Origin of the sequence: Amycolatopsis sp. NPDC004169 (assembly GCF_040610315.1) — a bacterium.
Lineage (GTDB): Bacteria > Actinomycetota > Actinomycetes > Mycobacteriales > Pseudonocardiaceae > Amycolatopsis.
This window is the reverse complement of the sequence record NZ_JBEXMD010000007.1, coordinates 161,452-183,320: the sequence shown is the minus strand read 5'-3', so window position 1 is coordinate 183,320 and position 21,869 is coordinate 161,452. Positions and strand designations below refer to the sequence as shown.

Below are 21,869 nucleotides of genomic sequence, written 5' to 3'. Positions count from 1 at the left end.
CCACGGGGTCCGGGGATCAGGCCGGCAGGCTGTCGCCGGCGTTGAGCTGCTCGTTGATCCGGCCGACCTCGGTGATCACCCGGCTGCGGGAGTGGTGGTCGAGGTCGGCCAGTTCGGTGAACGGCCAGTGCAGGTAGTAGGCGAGGTACGCGATCTCCTCCCACAGCCGGGGGAGCCCGTACGTCAGGATTCCCCCGGGGCATCACCGGCGATGTCCACCGCGAACTCGTGACCGCAGTCCGGGCAGGTGACCTCGGCCTCGGTGTGGCCCTGCTGGTTGATCCGCCGGTACAGGTCCTGCAGGAACGCCAGGTCCGAGGAGAACAGCCCCTCGATCACCGGCGCGTCCACCACCGGCAGGCTGCCCAGGCGGACCACCGTGCGTTCCAGCAGCAGCACCGTCAGGTACGCGGAGTTCTGCCGGACCCGCGGATCGACCTGCGTGCCGATCTCGTCGCGGGCCGTGGACAACCGCATCGCGCCGTCGCGGTGCACGCGCCCGTGCTCGTCGACGAACCCGCGCGGCAGCACGAACGGGAATTCGGTCCGCAGGCCGGCGGCCGCGGGCGCGGCCGCGGTGGCGAAGGAGGTTTCGGCGGGAAACATCGGCGTGGCAACCCTTCCGTCGGAAGCGGGGGTGATCAGCTGGTGGCCGGCGGGGTGACCGCGATGCTTTCGCAGGTGACCTTGCACTCGATGGTGGCCACCGCCGAGTCACCGGCCTTCATGCCGCTCACCACGAGCTCCGAGCACCACGCGTGGTGCAGCGTGTAGACGATCTGGCCCTTGCCCTGGGCGTCCATGATGGTCAGCGTGCCGTCACCGCGGGCGGTGGGATCGCCGCTGCGGGCCAGTGCGTGCCAGGCCATCAGCTTCGCGTTGCCGGCCGCGTCCAGGCCGCGCCTGAGGGTGATCGTCGGCGGCTCGGTCTTGCCGAACTGCTTGGTGTGCACGGTGTTCCCCTTGTCGTCGTTGTAGATGTACTCCTGGGCGCCCACCTTCGACGTGATGCCCTGCAGCTCGGAGAACGCGATCGTGCCGAGGTTGGTGAAGCTCAGGTAGAACCGCGCGGCGGAGATCACCTGGGCCTGGGTGGTCGCGGAGGTCATCGGGAACCCATCCTTTCGGCGGCGCTCAGATCAGCAGGACCGCGTCGCATTCGATCGTCGTCTTCATCATCACCACGGAGGACGAGCCGGCGGTGGCCGGATCGAGCTCCACCTTCGCGCACCAGGCGTTCTCCAGCAGGACGTTCGCGGTGACCGTGCCCGCGGCGTCCATGATCGTGAAGGTGGCAGGCACCTTCGCCAGCGGGCTGTTCAGCCTGGCCAGCGCGTGCCAGGCGAACAGCTGCCCGAACCCGGCCGCGTCCAGCGCCCGCTTCAGCGTCACCGACGGTGGTTTCGGCCGCCCGAACTGCTTGGTGTGGACGTTGCCGAGCCGGCCGTTGTAGGAGTACTCCTGGTGCTCCACGGCCGAGCTGAACCCCGACATCTCGGAGAACCCCAGCCCCACGGCCCAGCCTTCGCAGGTGATCAGGAACCGTGCGGCACTGACGAACTGGCCGGTCATCGCCCCGCCTTCACTCCTGCAGCGCGGTGCCCTCGGAGTACTGGGACAGCCGGAACACCACGAACTCGGCCGGCTTCACCGGGGCGATCCCGATGTCCACGGTGAGCACCCCGGCGTCCCGGTTCTCCGGCGGGTTGTTCTCCGCGTCGCACTTGACGTAGAACGCCTGCTCGGGTGTGTCGCCGAAGAGCGCGCCGCTGCGCCACACCCGGCGCAGGAACATGCCGATCGTGCGGTTGACCGCGCTCCACAGGTACTGGTCGTTCGGTTCGAAGACGACCCAGTTCGTGCCGTTGAGGATCGACTTCTCGACGTAGTTGAACAGCCGCCGCACGTTCAGGTACCGCCATTCCGGGTCGCTGGAGAGCGTGCGCGCGCCCCAGACGCGGATGCCCTGGCCGGGAAAGGACCGGATGCAGTTGACGCCGACCGGGTTCAGCGTGTCGTGCTCGCGGCGGGTCAGCCCGGACGGCAGGTCGAGCACCCCGCGCAGCACCTCGTTGGCCGGGGCCTTGTGCACCCCGCGGGTGTCGTCGTTGCGGGCCCACACACCGGCCACGTGCCCGCACGGCGGCACCGGCACCGGCCGTCCGTCGTGCCCCATGACGTTCAGCCATGGCCAGTACAGCGTGGCGTACTTCGAGTCGTAGCCGGTGTCGTTCATCCGCCAGTCCTTGAGCCGCTGCGGTCTCAGGTCCGGCAGCGGGTCGAGGATCGCCACCCGGTCCGACATCAGCTCGCAGTGCGCGATCATCGCCAGCTGCACGGCCTTCACCCCGTCGGCGTCGAGGAGGCCACGCCGGTAGGCGCTCATCAGGTCCGGCACGCACAGCATGGTGATGTCGTCGATGGCCTCGAGCCCGGCGAACCCGGTGCGGTCGGCGGCGTCGCCGACGTAGTCGCCGGGGGCGACGGGCGCCGGTCCGGCCGCTTCACCGCCGCTGAGCGTCACCGCGGTGCCCTTCGCCGGCACCGCCGCCGACCCCGGCTTCGTCTCCTCGATGGTGATCAGCTTGGACTGGCGGACCGCGGTGGCCACGTTGGCCGGCCCGCGGCGCACGGTCACGTTGTCGTAGACCTCCTCGACGCCGTGCGCGCGCACCACGAGCTTGAAGGTGTCTTCGCCCGGTTCGGAGGGGTCTTGGACGTCGATGACGACTCCGTTGCCGGACGGCCCGGGCTCCCGGGCCCGCACGATCAGCGGCCGGCCGCCGGCGCCCGCGAGCTCCGCGGCCGCGGAACGCCCGGCTTCCAGCGCCGGCTGCCCGTTGCCTTCGGCCGCGGCGCCGTCCCCGCCGATGCGGACCACGTAGGCCGCGCCGCCGCCGTTGAGGAAGAAGCCGTACACCGCGTGGGCGAGGTAGCCCCCGTCGACGAACCCGCCGAACGCCTGGGTGAACTGCGTCCAGTTGGTGACCAGCACCGGCTCGTCGACCGGCCCCTGCTCGGCGAACCCGACGAACCCGGCGACCGCGGTGCCCACGCCCTCGATCGGCTTCGAGCCCGAGGACACCTCTTCGGTGTAGACGCCTGGCGACAGGTAGTTGGGCATCGCGGCCTCCCGTGGGGTTTCGATGGCGTCCGATGGCGTCCGATGAGGTCCACTGTGGCCGGGTGCCGCGGCGATCGCGCAGAAGCCGACGGACCATCCATCGCGCACGCCGGTGCACCAACGGGCAGGACCGTCCGGGCACGACCGCCTGCCCGGGCCGGCTGCCCGAAGGAGAACCCCGCTGCGCGCCTTCTTGCCCGGTCACCGGCTGCCCCCGGAGACGGCGACCGGACAGGATGGCTCCGGCAGGCCGCGGGCCTGCGGCCAGGAAATCCGCCCGGGTGTGCCCCCGCCGATTGGAGGACCGCCCACGCCTGACGAGGAGCCGCCATGGCGCTCGACCAAGTACGCGATTTCGTCCGGTCCAAGGACACCGAGAAGCGGGTGCACGCCGCCCTGCACGCGATGTACCTCGCGAGCGGGGCGGGCAAACCGCGGTACGACGACTTCGAGGAGGAGTTCAAGAAGGACCTCGAAAGCCGAGGCCTGCAGGGCTCCGACCTCGATGACCTGGTGAACGCCGTCGCCGGAGAACTCGAGCAGACCGGTACCGACTACCAGGAGGATCCGGAGAAGTTCGCCGAGAAGTTCATCGACGCCGAGGGCTGGGCGCCGCCGTCGGCCACCCCGCAGTTCACCGAGTCCGGTGGGTTCCTGAAGGACGGCGCGGGGCGGGTGTTCCTGGCGGACAGGACGACCGAGGTTTTCCTGCACACCGGTTACCCGGGGCAGGGCGTCTACTACGACCGTGAGAACCGGCTGTACCAGGGTGGGAAGCCGTACACGCCGCAGCAGACGTTCACCGAGTCGGGCGGTTTCCTGAGGGACAGTGCGGGGCGGGTGTTCCTGGCGGACAAGACGACGGAGGTCTTCCTGCACACCGGTTATCCGGGGCAGGGCGTCTACTACGACCGCCAGAACCAGCTGTACCAGGGTGGGAAGCCGTACACGCCGCAGCAGACGTTCACCGAGTCCGGTGGGTTCCTGAAGGACAGTGCGGGGCGGGTGTTCCTGGCGGACAAGACGACCGAGGTCTTCCTGCACACCGGTTACCCGGGGCAGGACATCTACTACGACCGCCAGAACCAGCTCTACCAGAACGGAAAGCCATACGTGCCGGGCACGCCGGCTTCGGACGGCGAAGCGGTCACCGACGCCGAGGTCGAGACGTTCCTGAACGACCCGTCGAGCTTCGCGGAGCTGATGCAGGCCGTCTCCGAAGGGGACCTGCAGATCGACTACTCCTCCGACGAGGAGGACATCGACTCGTTCGACGCGAGCCACTTCGTGAACGTCCAGTGACCACCGTTTCCACCGACCAGACGGGAAGACCATGACATCCGGAGTAACGCAGACCCAGACGACGAACGTGGACAAGGACGGCAACGTCAGCGGCAGCGTCCAGTCGGTCACGGCCAGTCCGCAGACCCAGGCGCAGACCATCGCCGGCACGGGCGGCGGCATCCTGGGCGCCGTGCTGGGCGCGGCGAACTTCGTCTACAGCATCGTCAAGGACCACGGCGCGAAGCTCACCATGGCGGTCGAGTCGGGCGGTGACGGGATTTCGTCCGGAACGGCGGACGAGGCGAAGTTCAAGGCCGACTGGGTGGGGGAGTTCAGCGCCTCCGGCGTGTGGTACACCCACACGCGGGCCTTCGGGTCGTTGCTGAACTCGCACCGCGGGAAACTCCCGCACGAGAAGACCAAGGACACCGGCGACTTCTCGTCGGCCTACATCTGCACCGTGTTCCCCTACCAGCTGCGGTGGAACCTCTACGCGGTCACGCCCAAACCGATCAGCAAGAAGGACGAAGCCGCGGTGAAGCAGGGCTTCGCGAGCCGGACGGCGGACGCCTACGACAAGTTCTACGAGCGGGTGAAGGAGCTCAAGCTCGACGACTTGACGGTGCAGGAGCCGGGCAGCAAGGGCAAGAAGCTCACCGTGAAGTACCGGACCAAGAACTCCGGCGAGTCGTTCACCGAGTACCTCAAGTTCCTCCGGAAGTTCCAGGAGAACGAACCCCGGATCAAGGGGGCCATCGGGGAGCTGGAGGCCACCGTCGAGACCATCAAAGCCGAGGCGGCCGACTACGATGCCCAGCTGCTGAAGGCCACGCAGTCGGCGGGCGAGACGTTCTACGTGATGCGCAACATCGCCTTGAGCCCGCTGTCCGACCTGAACGGCGTCAAGCAGCACTACTGGCAGCACCTGTCGATCAACAGCAAGTTCACCATCACCCCGCGCAAGGAGAGGCCCTACGGCTTCACGGTCGGCCTGGTGTGGGGCGAGACGGCGCTGGGTTACGGCTACCCGGGCCAGGTCGGCAGTTATGAGATCACCCAGGACGGACCGGCCGAAACGGACGTCGAGCTGAAGCCGAACGGCAAACTGGGCCGCCGGTTCGGGCAGTTCCTCGTGGTGAACAAGGATCGCTGAGCACGGCCTGGGGCGGGCGGCACGATGGCCGCCTGCCCCCGGGCTCGACCTCGGGCACGTCGTCCCCGGCACCGGTCCCGACTTCGGTGCCGACGGCGAACTCTCCCGGTGCCCTCGCCGTCGGTTATCGGGTGCTGGTGGTGCCGGGGGAGGGGTTCGGTGTGGTCACGCCGCCGTAGTTCAGCGCTCCGAAACCGACGACCAGGACGAGACAGGTGGCGGTGGCGACTCCGGACAGCCAGGTGCGACGTCGATGGTGTCGCTTCGGGGGCGCGGGGGACGCGGCTCTGGGGCGGTTGGTGAACAAGGTGCTGGCGATCACGGCGAGGATGAACAGAAGCGTGGCGCAGACGATGAACACGTCGGCCAGGTTGTAGCGGATCGGGCCGAGTGCGATGAAGTCGACCGCTCCGCGCACGCTGCCCGGGGCGGTCAGGTAGTGCAGCCCCAGGCGGTCGAACAGGTTGCTGATCCAGCCACCGACCATGAGGCCGGCGGGGACGAGAACGACCGCCGACGGCCGGCGGCGGATCAGGACGACCGCGGCGGCGGTCAGCACACCGAAGTCCATCAGGTCGAGCAGTGCGCCGGTGGTCGGGTCGGCGTACCAGTGGCTGATCGTTTCGCCGACGAGGAAGTTGCCGCCGTAGTTGATTCTCGCCAGGGGTGCGTGCCGCCAGGCCCACCACTTGCCGAGCTGGTCCACCACGGTGACCACCGCCAGCAGGGCGAACACCGCCAACCCGCCGTTTCGTGTCACCTGGGTCGAGTGGACGGCGGCTGTCGTCGAGTTGTCGCTCATGATCGCGCCCCCTGAAGGTAGCGGTCAGTGTGCTTACCGTTGCCCAGGGTGACTGGCGATTATTGCGAAATCTTTACGATCAGCGACCTTCTCTGTGTCAACCTTCCACGAACCTGGTCGGGACCTGTCGTTTCCCGCCGGATCCGGCTGCCGCCGACCTCCGGCACCGCACCCGTGCGTGGTTTTACACCTGCTCGCCCAGCTTGTACTCCGCCCCGCCGGTGTGGGAGAACCCGTCGGCGCCGACGGTGACGTCGGCTTCGCGCGGCTCGGCCCGTTCGACGACCGGCTGGACGCGCCCGTCGAGGTCGAGCACGAGCGACGCGTCGGTGTACCAGCTCGGCACCACCGGGTTGCCCCACCAGTCGCGGCGCTGGTTGTCGTGGACGTCCCAGGTGATCACCGGGTTGTCCGGGTCGCCCGTGTAGTAGTCGTGCGTGTAGAGCTCGATGCGGTGCCCGTCCGGGTCGCGGAGGTAGAGGTAGAACGCGTTCGACACGCCGTGGCGGCCCGGGCCGCGTTCGATCATCCCGGACTTCCGCAGTGCGCCCAGGTGGTCGCAGATGTGCAGGATCTGGTGCCGTTCGTGCGAGGCGAACGCGATGTGGTGCAGCCGCGGGCCGTCGCCGCCGGTCAGGGCCACGTCGTGGACCGTCGGCTTGCGGAACATCCAGGCCGCGTACACCGTGCCCTCGTCGTCCTGGATGTCCTCCGAGACGCGGAAACCCAGGCCCTCGTAGTACTTCCGGGCCGCCGGGACGTCCGGGGTGTCGAGGTTGAAGTGGTCCAACCGCGACAGCGCGCCGGCGCCGTGGACGTCGTAGCGCTGGGTGAACCGCTCGACGTGCTCGGCCTCGTGGAAGAACTCGACCGGGAACCCGAGCGGGTCGAGCACGCGCACCGCCTCGCCGATGCCGCGGGTGGCGCCGGCCGTTCGCCGGGAGACCGGGCAGCCGAGCCTGCGGTAGTACGCCTCGGCCAGCTCGAGGTCGGCCGGGGTGCGCACCCGGTAGGCCAGCACGCCCAGCGCGGGTTGCGGGCCCTCGCGCAGCACCAGCGAGTGGTGCAGGTATTCCTCGAACGCCCTGAGGTACAGCGCGGAGGAGTCTTCGTGGGTGACGACGAGCCCGAGCACGTCGACGTAGAACGCCCGCGACGCGGCCAGGTCCGTGACGACGAGTTCGGCGTACGCGCAGCGGATGACGTCCGGCGGGGTGGCGGTCATGCGGTTTCCTTCCCGGCGCCGAACCGTGCCGTGTGCACCGGTCCGAGTGAGACGTGGATGGCCTGCTGGTCGGTGTAGAAGTCGAGGGAGCGGTAGCCGCCTTCGTGGCCGAGGCCGGACGCCTTGACCCCGCCGAAGGGCGTCCGCAGGTCGCGGACGTTGTGCGAGTTCAGCCAGACCATCCCGGCTTCGACCGACTGCGCGAACGTGTGCGCCCGTGTCAGGTCGGACGTCCACAGGTACGCGGCCAGGCCGTACTTGACGTCGTTGGCGAGCGCGAGGGCTTCGGCCTCGGTGTCGAACGGCGTCAGGGCGACGACGGGGCCGAAGATCTCCTCCTGGAAGATCCGCGCGGTCGGGGGGACGTCGGCGAACACCGTCGGCGCCACGTAGTTCCCGCTGTCCAAACCGGACGGACGACCGCCGCCGGCGAGCAGCCGGCCCTCGGTCTTGCCCAGCTCGACGTAGCGCATGACCTTGTCGTAGTGCTCGGGGTGCACCAGCGCGCCGACCTCGGTGGCCGGGTCGTGCGGATCGCCCACGACGATGTTCGCGGCCCGTTCCGCGTACCGCGCGCAGAACTCCTCGTAGATCGGCCGCTCGACCAGGATGCGGCTGCCCGCGGTGCAGCGTTCGCCGTTGAGCGAGAACACGCCGAACAGTGTCGAGTCCAGTGCCGCGTCGAGGTCGGCGTCGGCGAAGACGATCGCCGGGGACTTGCCGCCCAGCTCCATCGACATGCCCTTGAGGTGCGCCGCGCAGTTGCGGTAGATCGTCTGCCCGGTCGTGGTCTCGCCGGTGAACGAGATCAGCGGCACGTCCGGGTGCTTGACCAGGGCGTCACCCGCTTCTTCGCCGAAGCCGTTGACGAGGTTGAACACCCCGTCCGGCAGCCCCGCCTCGGCGAAGATCCCCGCCCACAGGCTCGCCGAGAGCGGCGTGAACTCGGCCGGCTTGAGCACCACCGTGCAGCCCGAGGCCAGCGCCGGCGCGAGCTTCCAGCTCTCCAGCATGAACGGTGTGTTCCACGGCGTGATCAGCCCGGCGACGCCGACCGGCTTGCGGTGCACGTAGTTCACCTGCCGCCCGGGCACCTGGTAGGTGTCGTCGGCCTGGGCCACGACGAGGTCGGCGAAGAACCGGAAGTTCTCCGCCGCGCGCTGCGCCTGGCCGAGCGCCTGGGTGATCGGCAGGCCGGTGTCGAACGTCTCCAGCTCGGCCAGCCGCCGGTCCTGGGCTTCGACGGCGTCGGCGATCTTGTTCAGCACGCGCGCCCGTGCCCGCGGCAGCATCCGCGGCCACGGCCCACCGGTGAACGCCCGGCGCGCCGCCGCGACCGCGCGGTCGACGTCCTCGGCCTGGCCCGCCGCGGCGGTGACGTACGGGGTGTTGGACACCGGGTCGAGCACGTCGAACGTTTTGCCGGAGACGCTGTCGACGAGCTCGCCGCCGATGTAGTGCTTGAGCTCGCCCGGCAGTCCGTCCGGGACGTGGTGGGTCATGCCTTTCCTTCCGGGGAGAAGCCTTCGACCGGGCTGAGGTACTGCGCGCCTTCGGCCATCAGGTCCTTGATCCGGGCGAGGCCGGCTTCGGTCGGCGGGATCAGCGGCGGCCGGACGTGCCCGGAGGCGATCAGCCCGCGCTGTTCCAGCACCCACTTCCCGGGCGCCGGATTGGTTTCGACGAACAGCAGGTCGACCAGCGGATGCAGGCCGTAGTGGATCTCCCGCGCCCGTTCGTGGTCGCCGGCCTGCCAGGCTTCGTACATCTCGGCGCACGCGGCCGGGGCGATGTTGGCTGTCGCGCTGACGAACCCGGCGCCGCCGAGGGCCAGCAGCGGCAGGCAGAGCAGCTCGATCCCGGACCACACGACCAGGTCGCGGCCGCACAGGTGCAGCACGCGCGAGAAGTGCTCGAAGTCCTTCGTCGTCTCCTTGATCCCGGCGAAGTTGTCGCACGAGCGGTAGAGCCGCGCGACGGTCTCGGGTGCGAGGTCGACCGCGGTCCGGCTCGGGACGTTGTAGGCGATGATCGGCAGGTCCGGGAACTCGTGGCAGACCGTGCGGTACCAGACGAACAGGGCGTCCTGGGTGGGCCGCGCGTAGTACGGCGTGATGATCAGGGCCGCGTCGATCCCGGCGTCGCGCGCGGCCGCGGTGAGTTCCAGGGTTTCGTCGAGCTTCGCCGAGCCGGTTCCGGGGACGAACGGGACGCGGTCGCCGACCTCGGCCGCCACCGTCCGGATCGCCTCGGCGCGCTCGGCCACCGTCTGGGAGCCGGGCTCGCCGGTGGAACCGCCGATCGAGATGCCGTGCGTGCCCGAAGCCAGCTGCCAGCGCACGAGGTTCTTCAGGCCGTCGTGGTCGACGGCCCCCTCGGCGGTGAACGGCGTCATCAGGGGCGCGATCGACCCGCGGATGGCCCGGGGGTCGGAGCGGAAGCGCATGGGGTTCCCTTCGTGCGTCAGTGGCGGCGGTGGGCGAGGTAGGCGTCCAGGGTGGCCAGCCGGTGTGCGCGGACGGCCTGTTCGATCTCCGGACCGGGCGCGCCGCGTTCGAGCAGGCCGAGGATGGTTTCGTGCTCGGCGACCGACTCGCGGGCGCGGCCGGGCACGAAGCTGAACGTCGAGCTGCGCAGGTGGCTGAGCCGGTCCCAGCCGCGGCGGACGAGGTCGAGGACCTGCGGGTTGGGGCAGGCTTCGAACAGCACGGCGTGGAAGTCGCGGTTGAGGCCGGTGAACCTCGCGGGTTCGAAGTCGCCGAGGCAGCCGGCCAGCTCGGCGTTCAGCGCGCGGGCCTTCGCCAGCGTGCCCGGCGCGAGGACCGGCGCGGCGAGCGCGGCGGCGTAGCCCTCGACCAGGGCGAGGGTCTGCATCGTGTGCTGGTACTCGCTCTCGTCGACCATCGCGACCTGGGCGCCGACGTTGCGCTCGAAGGTCACCAGGCCCTCGGCCTCCAGCAGCCTGATCGCCTCGCGGACCGGCACCACGCTGACGCCGAGTTCCTGCGCGAGCTGGCCCAGTACCAGGCGGTAGCCGGGGGAGAAGGTGCCGTCGGCGATCCGGGCCCTGATCCACTCGTAGGCGATCCGCGACTTGCTCATCGTGGTGCCGTTCACCGGTTCGCGCGCCATGCCGCGTACCTCCCGCGCCAGTGCTCGTCCATCGGGTAGAGGCCTTCGACGCGCTCGCCGTCGGCGACCCGCTCGGCGATGAACGTCTCCTGCAGCTCCTGCTCGATCGCCGCGTCGACGACTTCTTCGACGAGGTCCGGCGGGATGACCAGGACGCCGTCAGCGTCGCCGGCGATGACGTCGCCCGGGCGGACCGCGGCGCCACCGCAGGCGATGGCGACGTCGACGTCCCACGGCACGTGCCGCCGGCCGAGCACCGCCGGGTGCGGCCCGGCGTGGTAGGTGGGAATGTCCAAAGCGGACACTGCGGCCAGGTCGCGGACCCCGCCGTCGGTGACGATCCCGGCGGCGCCGCGGACCTGGGCCCGCAGCGCGAGGATGTCGCCGACCGTGCCGGTGCCGCGTTCGCCGCGGGCCTCCATGACGAGGACGTCACCCGGGCCGAGGCTGTCGATCGCCCGCTTCTGCGCGTTGTAGCCGCCGCCGCGTTCGGTGAACAGGTCTTCGCGGTACGGCAGGTACCGCAGGGTCCGCGCGCGGCCGGTCAGCCGGGCGCCGGGCCTGGTCGAGGTGAGCCCGTCGATCGACACGGCGTTGTACCCGCGCTTGCGCAGCTGGGCCGACAGCGTGGCGGTGCCGACGGATTCGATCCGCTGCTTGAGGGAGGCCGTCAGCTCGAACTGCGGCTCGGCGGTCCCGTACGCGTCCGCGCGCTGCTGCTCGTCGATGCGGGGGAGAGCGCCGAACGGTCCGAAGGGGACAGTCCCCTCGGTGATCGGGGTGACGAGCCTGCCGGTGGTGTGGCCGCCGCCGTCGACCTCCACTTCGATCACGTCGCCGGGAACGGCGACCGACGCTCCCGCGGGTGTCCCGGTCAGGACGACGTCGCCGGGTTCGAGGGTGATCAGCTGCGAGAGGTCGGCGACGAGCCGTCCGAAGCCGAAGAGCAGGCCGGCGGTGGTGTCCTCCTGGACGAGTTCGCCGTTGAGCCAGGTCCGCAGCCGCAGGGCCGCCGGGTCGACGCCGGCCGCGGGCAGGACCGCAGGCCCGAGCGGGGTGAAGCCGTCGCCGCCCTTGGCGCGCAGGTTGCTGCCCTTGTCGGCGTACCGCAGGTCGTAGACGCCGAAGTCGGTGGCCGCGGTGACGCCGCCGACGTGCGACCAGCCCTCTTCGGGCGTGACGCGGCGGGCCGTGCGGCCGATGACGAGCGCGATCTCGCCTTCGAAGCCCAGCAGTTCGGTGCCGGCCGGCCGTTCGAGGGCGGTGCCGCTCGCCGCGACGGACGTCGGGGGCTTGAGGAAGTACGACGGCTGCTCCGGTACCCGGCCGCGCTGGGCGGCGCGGGAGCGGTAGTTGAGGTGCAGCGCGATGATCTTGCCGGGCCGCTGCGGGAGAGGCGTCATCGGTGGTCCTGCCTGCCGGTTCGAGAGAAAGTATCTCAAATAATATACGATCCACAGCGCGGGGAAACCCCCTCAGCTGCCGTAGTGGAGCCAGACGGACTTGGTTTCGGTGTACGCGTCGAGCGCCCACGGGCCCATCTCGCGGCCCCAGCCGGACGCTTTGTACCCGCCCCACGGCGCCGCCATGTCCGGGATCGGCGGCATGTTGACGAACACCGCGCCGGCCCGGAGGCCGTCCGCGTAGCGCTGCGCCGTGCGGATGTCGCGGGTCCACACCGTGGCGGCCAGGCCGTATTCGGTGTCGTTGGCGCGGGCCAGTGGCTCGTCGCCGTCGTCGTAGGCCGTCACGGCCAGCACCGGGCCGAAGATCTCTTCCCGCATGATCGCCATGTCGTCGCGGACGCCGGCGAACAGCGTCGGGGTGTAGAAGTAGCCGTCGCCGTCGACCGGGTTCCCGCCGGTGACCAGGTCGGCGCCCTGGTCGCGGCCGGTGCCGACCAGGAAGTCGACGTGTTCGCGGTGCTTCTCGGACACGAGCGGCCCGAGCTGCGTGGTCTCTTCGGTGCCCGGCCCGAGCCGCAGGCCTTCCAGGCCGCGCGCCAGCTTGTCGACGAACTCCTGCTCGCGCTTGCGGTCGACGTAGAAGCGCGTGTACGCCGCGCAGACCTGGCCGGTGTTGAGCGTCGCGCCGGCGAGGTTGCCCGCGACGGCGGCGTCGATGTCGGCGTCGGCCGCGATGATGCTCGGGGCCTTCCCGCCGAGTTCGAGGGTGAGCCGCTTGAGGTTGGACGCCGCGCTCGCCGCCGTGATCAGCTTCCCGACCGCCGTGGAACCGGTGTAGGAGACGTGGTCGACGTCGGGGTGCTCGGTCAGGAGGGCGCCGACGGCGCCGTCGCCGGTGACGAGGTTGACCACGCCCGCCGGGATCCCGGCCTCGTGCGCCAGCTCGACCAGCCGGATGCTGGTCAGCGGCGTGACCTCGCTGGGCTTGATCACCACGGTGTTGCCGGTGGCCAGCGCCGGGGCGAGCTTCCAGGCGAGGATCATCAGCGGGAAGTTCCACGGCGTGATCAGCGCGTTCACCCCGACCGGCTCGCGGCGGGTGTAGTGCAGCGTGTCCGGGAAGGACACCGGGTTCGTCGTGCCCTGCAGCTTGGTGACCCAGCCCGCGAAGTACCGGAAGTGCTCGGCCGCGCCGGTCACGCTCACCTGCCGGGACACCCCGATCGGCTGGCCCTGGTCCAGGGTTTCCAGCCGCGCCAGTTCTTCGTGGTGCTGCTCGACGAGGTCGGCCAGCCGGAACAGCAGGGCGGCGCGCCGGACCGGCGGCAGCCCGGCCCACCCGGGTGCGGAAAGCGCTCGCCGCGCGGCCGCGACGGCGGCGTCGACGTCGGCCCGCGAAGCCGTGCCGACCTCATCGAGGATCCGGCCGGTGGCCGGGTCGCGGGTCGGGAGCGCGCCGCCGCCGGCTTCGGTCCACTGTCCGTCGATGCAGAGGCGTGTCGCCATCCCGCTGTCCTCCTCGGCCTGGGGTGCACCGAGTATCGGGCGGCGGGCCGCCGCGGGTCTTGTCCGCTCCCGCACGCCCGTTGACCGACCGCGAAGGGATCCCGCGCGGGGTACGGGCCGAGCGTCAGGCTGGGCCGCATGGACGTGATCGTGGTGGGCGCCGGCTCGGCCGGTTCGGTGGTGGCGCGGCGGCTGGTGGACGCGGGCGCGGCGGTGACGCTGCTGGAGGCCGGCGGCGAGGACGTCAACCCGGCCATCCACGACCCCGCCCGGGCCGGGGAGCTGTGGCACGGGCCCGAAGACTGGGACCTGTACACGGTTCCGCAGGAGCACGCCGCCGGACGGCGGCTGCACCTGCCGCGCGGCCGGGTGCTCGGCGGGTCGCACGCGCTGAACGCGATGATCTGGGTCCGCGGCGCCCCGGCCGACTACGACGGCTGGGGCCTGCCCGGCTGGACCTGGGCCGACGTCGAGCCGGTGTTCGCGCGGATCGAGAAGGACCTCCTGGAGGTCGTCCCGAACGAGCCGCTGCACCCGGTTCAGAAGTCCATAGTGGACGCCTGCGTTTCGGCTGGGCTGCCGCTGAACCCGGATTACAACAGCGGAAAACTGGACGGTGTTTCCGTCGAGCAGATCACACTGCGCGGTGGCCGGCGGTTCACCACCTGGCACGCCTACGGCGCGCCGGTGGCCGCGCGGATGACTGTCCACACGGGAGCGCTGGTGCACCGGCTGCGGTTCTCCGGCTCCCGCGTGACCGGGGTGGTGGTCGCTCTTGACGGTGTGCTGCGGGAGCTTTCCGCGGACCTGGTGGTGCTCGCCGCGGGGGCGCTGGCCTCGCCCGCGATCCTGCTCCGCAGCGGCGTCGGCCCGGCGGACGAGCTGCGCGCGCTCGGCCTCGACGTCGTCGCGGACCTGCCGGGCGTGGGGCGGAACCTGCACGATCACCTGCTCTCGCCGGTCATCTTCTCGACCGCCCGCGAGGTCGCGCCGGCGCCGGGCCGTCCGGTGACGCAGGTGCACTGGTTCTGGCGCAGCCGGGACGGCCTCGCGGTGCCCGACACCCAGCCGATCTGCTTCAGCGTGCCGATGTACGAGCCGTGGATGTCCGGGCCGCCGACCGGGTTCTCACTGATGGCGGGCATGGTGACGCCGGAGAGCCGGGGGAGCCTGAAGCTGTCCGGTCCTTCGCCCGACGACGAACTGCTGATCGACCTCGCCGCCCTGTCCGCACCGGCGGACTTCGAGAGCCTGGTGGCGTCGGTCGAGCAGTGCCTCGAGGTCGGCCGCGCGCCGGCGCTGGCGGAGGAGTGGGGCGCCCGGCCGCGGTACCCGGCGCCGGGTACGGACGTCCGCGAGTACGTCCGCCGGACGGCGATCACCTACCACCACCAGGTCGGCACCTGCCGGATGGGCACCGGCCCGGACGCGGTCGTCGACCCGCGGCTGGCCGTGCCCGGCCTGGACGGCCTGATGGTCGCCGACGCGTCGGTGCTGCCCCGCGTGACGACGGGCAACACGAACGCGCCGGCGGTTCTGGTCGGCGAGCAGGCGGCTCGGTTCCTCATCGGGAACTGAGCAGCCGTCGCAGCCACGAGGACCGCGCCGCCAGCGCCGCGCGGGTCACCTCGGCCTCCGGATCGAAGCGGTCGAAGCCGTGGTGGGCTCCCGCCCAGACGTGCAGCTCGGTGGGAACCCCCGCCTCGGCCAGCCGCTGGGCGTAGGCCACGTCCTCGTCGCGGAACAGCTCCGCGCCGCCGACCTCGACGAACGCCGGCGGCAGGCCGCTCAAGTCCGCCATCCGCGCCGGGGCCGCGTACGGCGAGACCTGCCCGTTCAGCAGGCTGCGCCAGCCGAAGTCGTTGGCCTGCTTCGTCCACACGAGGTCCGGGAGGTCGGCCGACGTCCGGTCGTCGAGCATCGGGCACAGCAGCAGCTGCCCGGCCAGTGCCGGCCCGCCGCGGTCGCGGGCCAGCAGCGCCACCCCGGCACCGAGCCCGCCGCCCGCGCTGCCGCCCCCGACGACGAGCTGCTCGAAGCCGAAGGCCGACGCGAACCACACGAGGCCCGCGTAGCAGTCTTCGAGCGGCGCCGGGTGCGGGTGCTCGGGTGCGAGCCGGTACTCGACCGTGGCGCAGACGAACCCGAACTCCTCGATCAGCGGCACCAGGCGCGGCAGGTCGGCGAACCGGTCGTCCATCACCATCCCGCCGCCGTGGATGCTGTACAGGCCGGGGGCGTCCGGGCGCGGGTGCCGGGGCTGCAGCACCGTGACCACGACCCCGCCGTCCAGCGTGTGGTCCGACCAGGTGATGTCCCGGTCGCCGATGGCCTCCGGCGGCGTGGGGTTGCGGAAGGACGCGCGGATCGCGGGGAGCGTCTCGGCGGAGAGGTTCACGGCCCCTCCGGATCGACGGCGTCCCGGTCGGCCCAGAACGGCTCCACCAGCGCCCGCAGCTCCGCCACGCCCACCCGCTCGACCAGCGCGACCGCCTTCAGGTTGTCTTCGAGCTGCCGCACGCTCGTGGCGCCGAACAACGTCGTCGTGTTCGCCGGGTGGGTGAGGGTGAACGCCAGGCACAGCTGGGCCGGGGTCGCCCCGACGCCGGCGGCCACCTTCGCGAGGTCCTCGGCGGAGTCCGCGATCCGCTGCCGGACGTCACCGGGGTCGCGGCCGACCTGGCGCCCGCCCTTCCCGAGCAATACCCCGCCTTCGAAGACGTCGGACGCCTGCAGCGACACCCCGAGCCCGAAGACCGAGGCGAACGGGGCACCGTCCGGAATGGACCGCCGGGCCACGCTGTACTTCAGCTGGGCGATCGCGGGGCCGGGGACGCCGTCCGCGGCCGCGAAGCCGTGCACGGCCTTGATCGCCGAGGCCGACCAGTTGTTGACACCCCACTGCCCGACCAGCCCCGCGTCGTGCACCTCGGCGAGGTCGGTGACGAGGGCGTGCAGGTCGGTGCCGTCGTGCCGAAGGTCGCCGAGGATCACCAGGTCGGCGTGCGAGACGCCGGCCCGGAAGAACGCGTTCTCCAGCTGGGCGCGCAGGCTGTGCTCCGGGTAGCCCTCCAGCCACAGCTTGGCCGAGAGCAGGTAGTCGTCCCGGCGCAGGCCCGCGGCGCGGATCATGGCCGAGAACAGGACGTCGGTGAAGACCGGCGGGCCGCCGGGCAGGCCGTACACGCCGACGTCGAAGAGCGTGATCCCGGCGTCGACGGCGGTCCGCAGCAGCGAAACCGCTTCGCGGAAGTCCATCCGGTCGTAGGTGTGCCACGAGCCGAGGGACAGCACGCCGGTGCGCGGGCCGTCGCGGCCGATGCGGCGCTGGGGGATGGGCACGGGAACCCTCCTAGGGGAGTCGGGGGTCGATGACGGCTTTCAGCTCGCCGAGCCGGGACATCGACTCGACGGCGGCGGACGCGCCGGCCAGCCCGACCGGCGCGCTGAACAGCTCGTCCCACGGCATCCGGCCGGCGAAGGCGCGGAAGAACCCGACCGAGCGGTGGTAGTCGGCGATGTCGCCGTTGAGGGAGCCGGCGAGCGTCAGTTCCTTGCCCATCACCGTGCCCAGCGGCACCGGGACGGGCGCCGGGCCGGTGGACCCGACGATCGCGACCGTGCCGCGCTGGGCGGCGAAGGCGACGGCCTCCTCGCCGATCGTCGGGCCGCCCGCGAAGTCGAAGACGTGATCGGCGCCGCGGCCGCCGGTCAGCTCGCGCACGCGCTCGATGCGTTCGTCCGGAGTGGACTCGACGTCGACGGTCGCGGTGGCCCCGAACCGTTCGGCCACGGCCAACCGCGACTGCGGGCCGCCGACCGTGATCACGGTTCCGGCGCCGCACAGGCGGGCGACCGCCGTGGCGAACACGCCGAGCGCCCCCGCGCCCTGCACGACGACCGTCGCGTTCGGACGGATGCCACCGGACCGGGCCACCGCGCGCAGCACGGTCTTGCCCGCGCAGCCGGACATCGACGCCCACGTGTCCGGGACGTCGCCGGGCAGCAGCAGCTTCGCCGCGCCGGGCGTGACGTAGCAGTAGCGGGCCAGGCCGCCGGTGGCGTACGGGAACCGGTCGGCGCGCTGGAGGAAGCCGTAGCCGCGGTGCTCGCAGGCGACCGGCTCGCGCAGAACCGTGCAGCCGTGACACTTGCCGCACGTCGACTCGGACCAGCCGATGCGGTCGCCCGGCTTGATCTCCCGGCCGAGGGTGTCGGTGGTGCCGGGGCCGGTGGCGACGACCTCGCCGACCATCTCGTGGCCCAGCACCATCGGGAGCATGCCGGGCAGGCTCATCCGCCCGGACCACAGGTGGACGTCGGTGCCGCACAGCGTGGTGCAGGTGAGCCGGACGAGCGCGGCGCCGGGTTCCGGTTCGCCGGGCAGCGGGAGCTCGCGCAGTTCGAGGGGAGCGCGGTGGCCGGTGAGAACGGCGGCCTCCGTGTGGGTGGGCAGGGCCATCTTTTTAGTCTACAGTCGTGGAAGAAAAAGTCCAGAGCCGGGAGGAAACCATGACGGCGCAACGGATCCATCCGGCGGACCTGGTGGTCCACGGCGGGGTGGTGCGCACCTTCGGCCCCGCCGGCACGGTCACCGGGCTCGCGGTGCGCGACGGCCGGATCGCCGCGGCCGGCGGCGACCTGACCGGCCACATCGGACCGGACACCGAGGTTCTGGACCTCGCTGGCCGGACGGTGCTGCCGGGCATCAACGACGCCCACCTGCACGCGGCCTGGCTCGGCGCCCGGTGGCCGCACCCGCTGCTCGGCGCGCCGCACGAGGAAACCCCGGTGGTCACCGCGGAGGACCGCCGGTCCGCGATCCTGCGGGCCGGCGACGTCTGCGCGGCGCTGGGCATCACCAGCTACACCGAGCCCGGCCTCGGTCCGGGCGAGACGGGCTGCTTCTCGGCGGACGTCCTCGGCGAGTACGCGGCCCTGCAGCGCGAAGGGCGGCTGCGGGCCAGGGTCACGGTGCTGCGCCTGTTCGGTCTCCTCGACGGTGCCAGTTCGCTGCCGGACTTCGAGCGTGGTCTGGGCACCCCGGTGCCGGCGGCGGATCCGGAGTGGCTGGCCGTCACCGGCGTCAAGATCTTCGCCGACGGCATCCCGCCGATGCGCACGGCCTGGACCCACCACTGCTACGCCGACGGCACGCGCGGAACCCTGCTCGTCGACGGGCCCGACGACGACGGGCGCGCGGCCAACCTGGCGAAGATGATCGCCCTGGCCCATGACGCCGGTCTCGTGGTCGGCGTCCACGCCACCGGCGAGCGCAGCATCGAAGCCGCCCTCGAGCACCTGCGGGCCGGCGACCACCTCGTGCACGGCGACCTCGTCACCCCGGCCCAGCTGCGGCGGATGGCCGCCCGGGGCGTCGGGTTGACCACGCAACCGGCCATCGCCACCGCGATGCGGCCGATGGTCGCCACCGCGCTCGGCGAGGAGGTCGCCGCGAAGGCGTGGCCGCTGCGGGACGTCCTCGACGTCGGGGTCCAGCTCACGCTGAGCAGCGACGCCCCGGTCGTCACCCCCGACTGGCGCGTCCACCTCGCGGCGGCCGGGGAACTGCTGGGCGCACGCGGTGTCACGCCCGCGCTGTCCGAACGGCTGCTTCGCTGCTACACGACCGAAGCCGCGGCACAGGACGGATCGTCGGACTGGAAGGGGTCCCTGGAACCGGGCAAGGCGGCCGACTTCTGCGTCCTCGGTGCCGATCCGGTGGGCGTTCCCCTGGCGGACCTGCCGTCGGTCACCGTCGAGCTGACCGTGACCGGCGGCCGGATCGTCCACAAGGGATAGTCAGGCGAGCAGCTGGCCACCGTCCACCGCCAGGCTCACCCCGGTGATGTGCCCGGCGGCGGGCGAGGCCAGGAACATCACGGCCGGGACGACGTCCTCGACGGCGGCGATGCGGCCCAGCGGGATCCGGGCCTCCCAGGCCGCGCGGGCGGCCGGGTCCGCGGCGAAGCCGGCCGTCATCGGGGTCAGCACCGGTCCGGGTGCGACCGCGTTGACGCGGATCCCGTGCGGCGCCAGTTCCAGCGCCGCGGACCGGGTCAGCGCGTCGACCGCGGCTTTGGTGGCTTCGTAGTGGCCGAGCCCGGGCGTCGGCTGCCGGGCACCGATCGAGGAGAGGTTCACGATCGCCCCGCGCGTCCCGGCCGCGGCCATCTGCGCGCCCACCGCGCGGGTCATCAGGAACGTGCCGCGGAAGTTGACCCGCAGGCAGCGGTCGAAGACCTCGACGTCCAGGCCGGTCAGCGGCCCGCCGCCCCCGGCCAAGCCGGCGTTGTTGACCAGCACGTCCACCGGCCCGAACCGGTCCGCCACCAGGGCGGCCGCCGCCTCCACCGACGCGGGATCCGCGATGTCCAGTTCGACGTGCCCGGCGCCGATCTCGCGGCCGACGTCGTGCGCCGCGCGGGTGTCCACATCGGCCACGACCACCCGGTCGCCAGCTGCCACGAACGCTTCGGCGACCCCGCGGCCGATGCCGCTCGCCCCGCCGGTGACCACCACAACCCGTGTTTTCATTCTACAATCGTAGATGAAAGATGTGCTGCGGCGAAAGGAAAACCCGTGCTCGGAAGATCGGCCTTCGGCCTCGGTTCGTGGAACACCTGGGACCGGATGGCGTTCGACGACGCCGTCCGGCTGCTCCGGACGGCCGTCGACGCCGGCGTCACGCTGTTCGACGTCGCCCACTACGACTTCGGCCCGCACGCGGAGAACTCGCGCACGGACATCCTCTTCGGCGAGGCCGTCCGGAAGGCCGGGATCGCGCGCGAAGACTACGTGCTGTGCGGGAAACTCTGGCTCTGGGACCACCCGCGCAGCGGCTTCGCCGAGCAGCTCGAGACGTCGCTGGGCCGGATCGGCACGGAGTGCGCGGACCTGGTCGTGGTGGGCGACTACCGGGAGCGGCTGGACGTCCCACGGGTCGTCACCGAGGTCGCGGAGCAGGTCCGGGCCGGGCGGATCGGCGGCTGGGGCGTCAACAACTGGCTCGCCGCGGATTTGGACGCAGCACTGGGGTTCGCGGACCGCGAAGGTCTCCCCGGCCCGGAGTTCGCCCAGCTCAAGTATTCGATCGCGCGCCGCTCGATGGCCGAAGGCCAGCCCTACCGCAAGCACTTCGCGAGCGGGCGGCTGGCGCTGCAGGCGTCCGACGTCTTCGAAGGCGGAGTGCTGCTGGGCAACGCTTCCCCGAGCCGGAAGATCGGCGCGGACGTCGGCGGGATCCGCGAATCCATCGTGGCCGCGTCGGCGGAAATCGGGCGCGTCGCGGCGGACTTCGGCGCCACCCGCGCCCAGCTCGCGCTGGCCTTCTGCCTGGCGTACGAACCGGTGGCGAACGTCCTGTTCGGAGTGACCCGGGTGGACCAGTTGACCGACAACCTCGGCGCGCTGCTCCTGGCCCGCGAGCACGGGCCCGAGATCCGCGCGGCCCTCGATCACCTCCACCTCGACCACGCGGTCGCCCCCGACGGCTCCTGGTGACGGCTCAGGGGCGGCGCTTGCCCGGAAGGCGCCGCCCCTGAGGCCGATCAGGAGGTGAGGAAGGTGAGGGCCGCGGTGCGGAAGGGGGCGCCGCGCAGGGCGCCGCCGTGGTCGCCGGGTACCTGGACGAGGTCGCTGCCCGGCACCAGCGGGACCAGCGTCTCGATGCCCTGGCTGACCGGGTCGTCCCGGCCCGCGACGAACCGGGTCGGCACGGTGAGGGTGCCCGCCACCGGGACGAACGGCTCGCGCCGCAGGCCTTCGATGCACTGGGCCAGGGCGGCCGGGTCGCGGCCGGGTGCGGTGATCATCCGCGCGATCGCCGCCGTCAGCGGGTCGGCCGGCAGCCGCCCGCCACCGGCGAACGCCAGCGCGGCCTCGACGTCGACCGCGCCGAACGGCTCGTGCGGGCTGAGCCCGCCCAGCACCAGCCGCCGGACCGGCAGCACCGCGGGCAGTTCCCACGCCAGCCGCGCGCCGAGCGAGTAGCCGACGACGTCCACTTCGGACACATCGCCGGCCGCGAGAGCGAGTTCCCCGGCGATCGCCTTCGGCGTGACGTCGGCGAGCGCCGGACTGGAGCCGTGGCCGGGCAGGTCGGGCACCAGCACCGGACGGCCCGCGGCGGTGAGCGCCGACGGCCAGCCCGTGCTGATCCAGTCGGTGGGCCCGTCGGAGGCGAACCCGTGCAGCAGCAGCACCGGCGGCCCGGCGGGTGGGCCTTCGGGGGCGAA

Annotated in this window: 22 protein-coding genes; 5 read left to right on the top strand and 17 right to left on the bottom strand. The window is 71.7% G+C overall.

Translation table 11 applies throughout. The features are described 5' to 3' along the window. Positions 1 to 16 precede the first annotated feature (16 nt). Genes ABZX11_RS12075 through ABZX11_RS12055 form a run of 5 tightly spaced genes read right to left on the bottom strand, consistent with a single transcriptional unit; the run spans position 17 to position 3,124 of the window. Positions 17 to 166, bottom strand: coding sequence for a DUF6760 family protein (locus ABZX11_RS12075; RefSeq protein WP_354912734.1), 150 nt, complete (start codon positions 164 to 166; stop codon positions 17 to 19). Between the two features lie 17 nt (positions 167 to 183). Continuing rightward, positions 184 to 606: a phage tail assembly protein gene (locus tag ABZX11_RS12070; RefSeq protein WP_176170584.1), complete on the bottom strand. Its 423-nt coding sequence runs from the start codon at positions 604 to 606 to the stop codon at positions 184 to 186. 35 nt (positions 607 to 641) lie between these two features. Further along, positions 642 to 1,109 carry a phage tail protein gene (locus ABZX11_RS12065; protein ID WP_176170583.1) on the bottom strand — a complete coding sequence of 156 codons (468 nt, stop codon included), beginning with the start codon at positions 1,107 to 1,109 and terminating at the stop codon, positions 642 to 644. 25 nt (positions 1,110 to 1,134) lie between these two features. Further along, positions 1,135 to 1,572 carry a phage tail protein gene (locus ABZX11_RS12060; RefSeq protein WP_354912463.1) on the bottom strand — a complete coding sequence of 146 codons (438 nt, stop codon included), beginning with the start codon at positions 1,570 to 1,572 and terminating at the stop codon, positions 1,135 to 1,137. A 10-nt stretch (positions 1,573 to 1,582) separates the two neighbouring features. Further along, positions 1,583 to 3,124: a phage tail sheath subtilisin-like domain-containing protein gene (locus ABZX11_RS12055; RefSeq protein WP_354912461.1), complete on the bottom strand. Its 1,542-nt coding sequence runs from the start codon at positions 3,122 to 3,124 to the stop codon at positions 1,583 to 1,585. 330 nt (positions 3,125 to 3,454) lie between these two features. Here ABZX11_RS12055 and ABZX11_RS12050 point away from each other — a divergent pair, with 330 nt between their 5' ends. Then, a complete protein-coding gene (locus tag ABZX11_RS12050) occupies positions 3,455 to 4,426 on the top strand; it encodes a hypothetical protein (protein ID WP_354912459.1) in 972 nt (323 codons plus the stop codon). A gap of 31 nt (positions 4,427 to 4,457) precedes the next feature. Beyond that, complete coding sequence (locus ABZX11_RS12045; RefSeq protein WP_354912457.1) at positions 4,458 to 5,561, top strand: hypothetical protein; 1,104 nt, start codon at positions 4,458 to 4,460, stop codon at positions 5,559 to 5,561. Between the two features lie 124 nt (positions 5,562 to 5,685). Here the strand turns inward: ABZX11_RS12045 and ABZX11_RS12040 are convergent, their stop codons facing one another. From ABZX11_RS12040 to ABZX11_RS12010, 7 genes are all read right to left on the bottom strand, one after another. Further along, positions 5,686 to 6,363 carry a signal peptidase II gene (locus tag ABZX11_RS12040; RefSeq protein ID WP_354912455.1) on the bottom strand — a complete coding sequence of 226 codons (678 nt, stop codon included), beginning with the start codon at positions 6,361 to 6,363 and terminating at the stop codon, positions 5,686 to 5,688. Between the two features lie 184 nt (positions 6,364 to 6,547). Further along, entirely contained in the window at positions 6,548 to 7,588 is a 1,041-nt protein-coding gene (hpaD, locus tag ABZX11_RS12035) for a 3,4-dihydroxyphenylacetate 2,3-dioxygenase (RefSeq protein ID WP_354912453.1), read from the bottom strand. Continuing rightward, positions 7,585 to 9,090 carry a 5-carboxymethyl-2-hydroxymuconate semialdehyde dehydrogenase gene (gene hpaE, locus ABZX11_RS12030; protein ID WP_354912451.1) on the bottom strand — a complete coding sequence of 502 codons (1,506 nt, stop codon included), beginning with the start codon at positions 9,088 to 9,090 and terminating at the stop codon, positions 7,585 to 7,587. The genes hpaD and hpaE overlap by 4 nt, the downstream gene beginning before the upstream one ends. Further along, positions 9,087 to 10,034, bottom strand: a complete 948-nt coding sequence (gene dapA, locus ABZX11_RS12025; protein ID WP_354912449.1) for a 4-hydroxy-tetrahydrodipicolinate synthase — start codon at positions 10,032 to 10,034, stop codon at positions 9,087 to 9,089. The genes hpaE and dapA overlap by 4 nt, the downstream gene beginning before the upstream one ends. Positions 10,035 to 10,051: 17 nt before the next feature. Next, entirely contained in the window at positions 10,052 to 10,720 is a 669-nt protein-coding gene (locus ABZX11_RS12020; protein WP_176170574.1) for a GntR family transcriptional regulator, read from the bottom strand. Then, entirely contained in the window at positions 10,702 to 12,123 is a 1,422-nt protein-coding gene (locus ABZX11_RS12015) for a fumarylacetoacetate hydrolase family protein (RefSeq protein ID WP_354912446.1), read from the bottom strand. The genes ABZX11_RS12020 and ABZX11_RS12015 overlap by 19 nt, the downstream gene beginning before the upstream one ends. A gap of 72 nt (positions 12,124 to 12,195) precedes the next feature. Then, positions 12,196 to 13,632: an aldehyde dehydrogenase family protein gene (locus tag ABZX11_RS12010; protein WP_354912444.1), complete on the bottom strand. Its 1,437-nt coding sequence runs from the start codon at positions 13,630 to 13,632 to the stop codon at positions 12,196 to 12,198. A 138-nt stretch (positions 13,633 to 13,770) separates the two neighbouring features. Here ABZX11_RS12010 and ABZX11_RS12005 point away from each other — a divergent pair, with 138 nt between their 5' ends. Continuing rightward, positions 13,771 to 15,210, top strand: coding sequence for a GMC family oxidoreductase (locus ABZX11_RS12005; protein WP_354912442.1), 1,440 nt, complete (start codon positions 13,771 to 13,773; stop codon positions 15,208 to 15,210). Here ABZX11_RS12005 and ABZX11_RS12000 read toward each other — a convergent pair. Genes ABZX11_RS12000 through ABZX11_RS11990 form a run of 3 tightly spaced genes read right to left on the bottom strand, consistent with a single transcriptional unit; the run spans position 15,197 to position 18,088 of the window. Next, a complete protein-coding gene (locus ABZX11_RS12000) occupies positions 15,197 to 16,030 on the bottom strand; it encodes an alpha/beta hydrolase fold domain-containing protein (protein ID WP_354912440.1) in 834 nt (277 codons plus the stop codon). The genes ABZX11_RS12005 and ABZX11_RS12000 overlap by 14 nt on opposite strands. Next, a complete protein-coding gene (locus ABZX11_RS11995) occupies positions 16,027 to 16,974 on the bottom strand; it encodes an aldo/keto reductase (protein ID WP_354912438.1) in 948 nt (315 codons plus the stop codon). The genes ABZX11_RS12000 and ABZX11_RS11995 overlap by 4 nt, the downstream gene beginning before the upstream one ends. Positions 16,975 to 16,984: 10 nt before the next feature. After that, positions 16,985 to 18,088 (bottom strand): zinc-binding dehydrogenase, encoded by a 1,104-nt coding sequence (locus ABZX11_RS11990; protein ID WP_354912732.1) that lies wholly within the window; start codon positions 18,086 to 18,088, stop codon positions 16,985 to 16,987. Between the two features lie 23 nt (positions 18,089 to 18,111). Between ABZX11_RS11990 and ABZX11_RS11985 the strand changes: the two genes are divergently transcribed. Continuing rightward, the gene (locus ABZX11_RS11985; protein WP_354912436.1) at positions 18,112 to 19,434 is read left to right on the top strand and encodes an amidohydrolase family protein; all 1,323 of its coding nucleotides are present in this window, start codon (positions 18,112 to 18,114) and stop codon (positions 19,432 to 19,434) included. Here ABZX11_RS11985 and ABZX11_RS11980 read toward each other — a convergent pair whose 3' ends face one another. After that, the gene (locus ABZX11_RS11980; RefSeq protein WP_354912434.1) at positions 19,435 to 20,169 is read right to left on the bottom strand and encodes an SDR family NAD(P)-dependent oxidoreductase; all 735 of its coding nucleotides are present in this window, start codon (positions 20,167 to 20,169) and stop codon (positions 19,435 to 19,437) included. A gap of 45 nt (positions 20,170 to 20,214) precedes the next feature. Here ABZX11_RS11980 and ABZX11_RS11975 point away from each other — a divergent pair, with 45 nt between their 5' ends. Beyond that, the gene (locus ABZX11_RS11975) at positions 20,215 to 21,135 is read left to right on the top strand and encodes an aldo/keto reductase (protein WP_354912432.1); all 921 of its coding nucleotides are present in this window, start codon (positions 20,215 to 20,217) and stop codon (positions 21,133 to 21,135) included. A 47-nt stretch (positions 21,136 to 21,182) separates the two neighbouring features. Here the strand turns inward: ABZX11_RS11975 and ABZX11_RS11970 are convergent, their stop codons facing one another. Continuing rightward, positions 21,183 to 21,836, bottom strand: coding sequence for an alpha/beta fold hydrolase (locus ABZX11_RS11970; protein ID WP_354912730.1), 654 nt, complete (start codon positions 21,834 to 21,836; stop codon positions 21,183 to 21,185). Positions 21,837 to 21,869 lie beyond the last annotated feature (33 nt).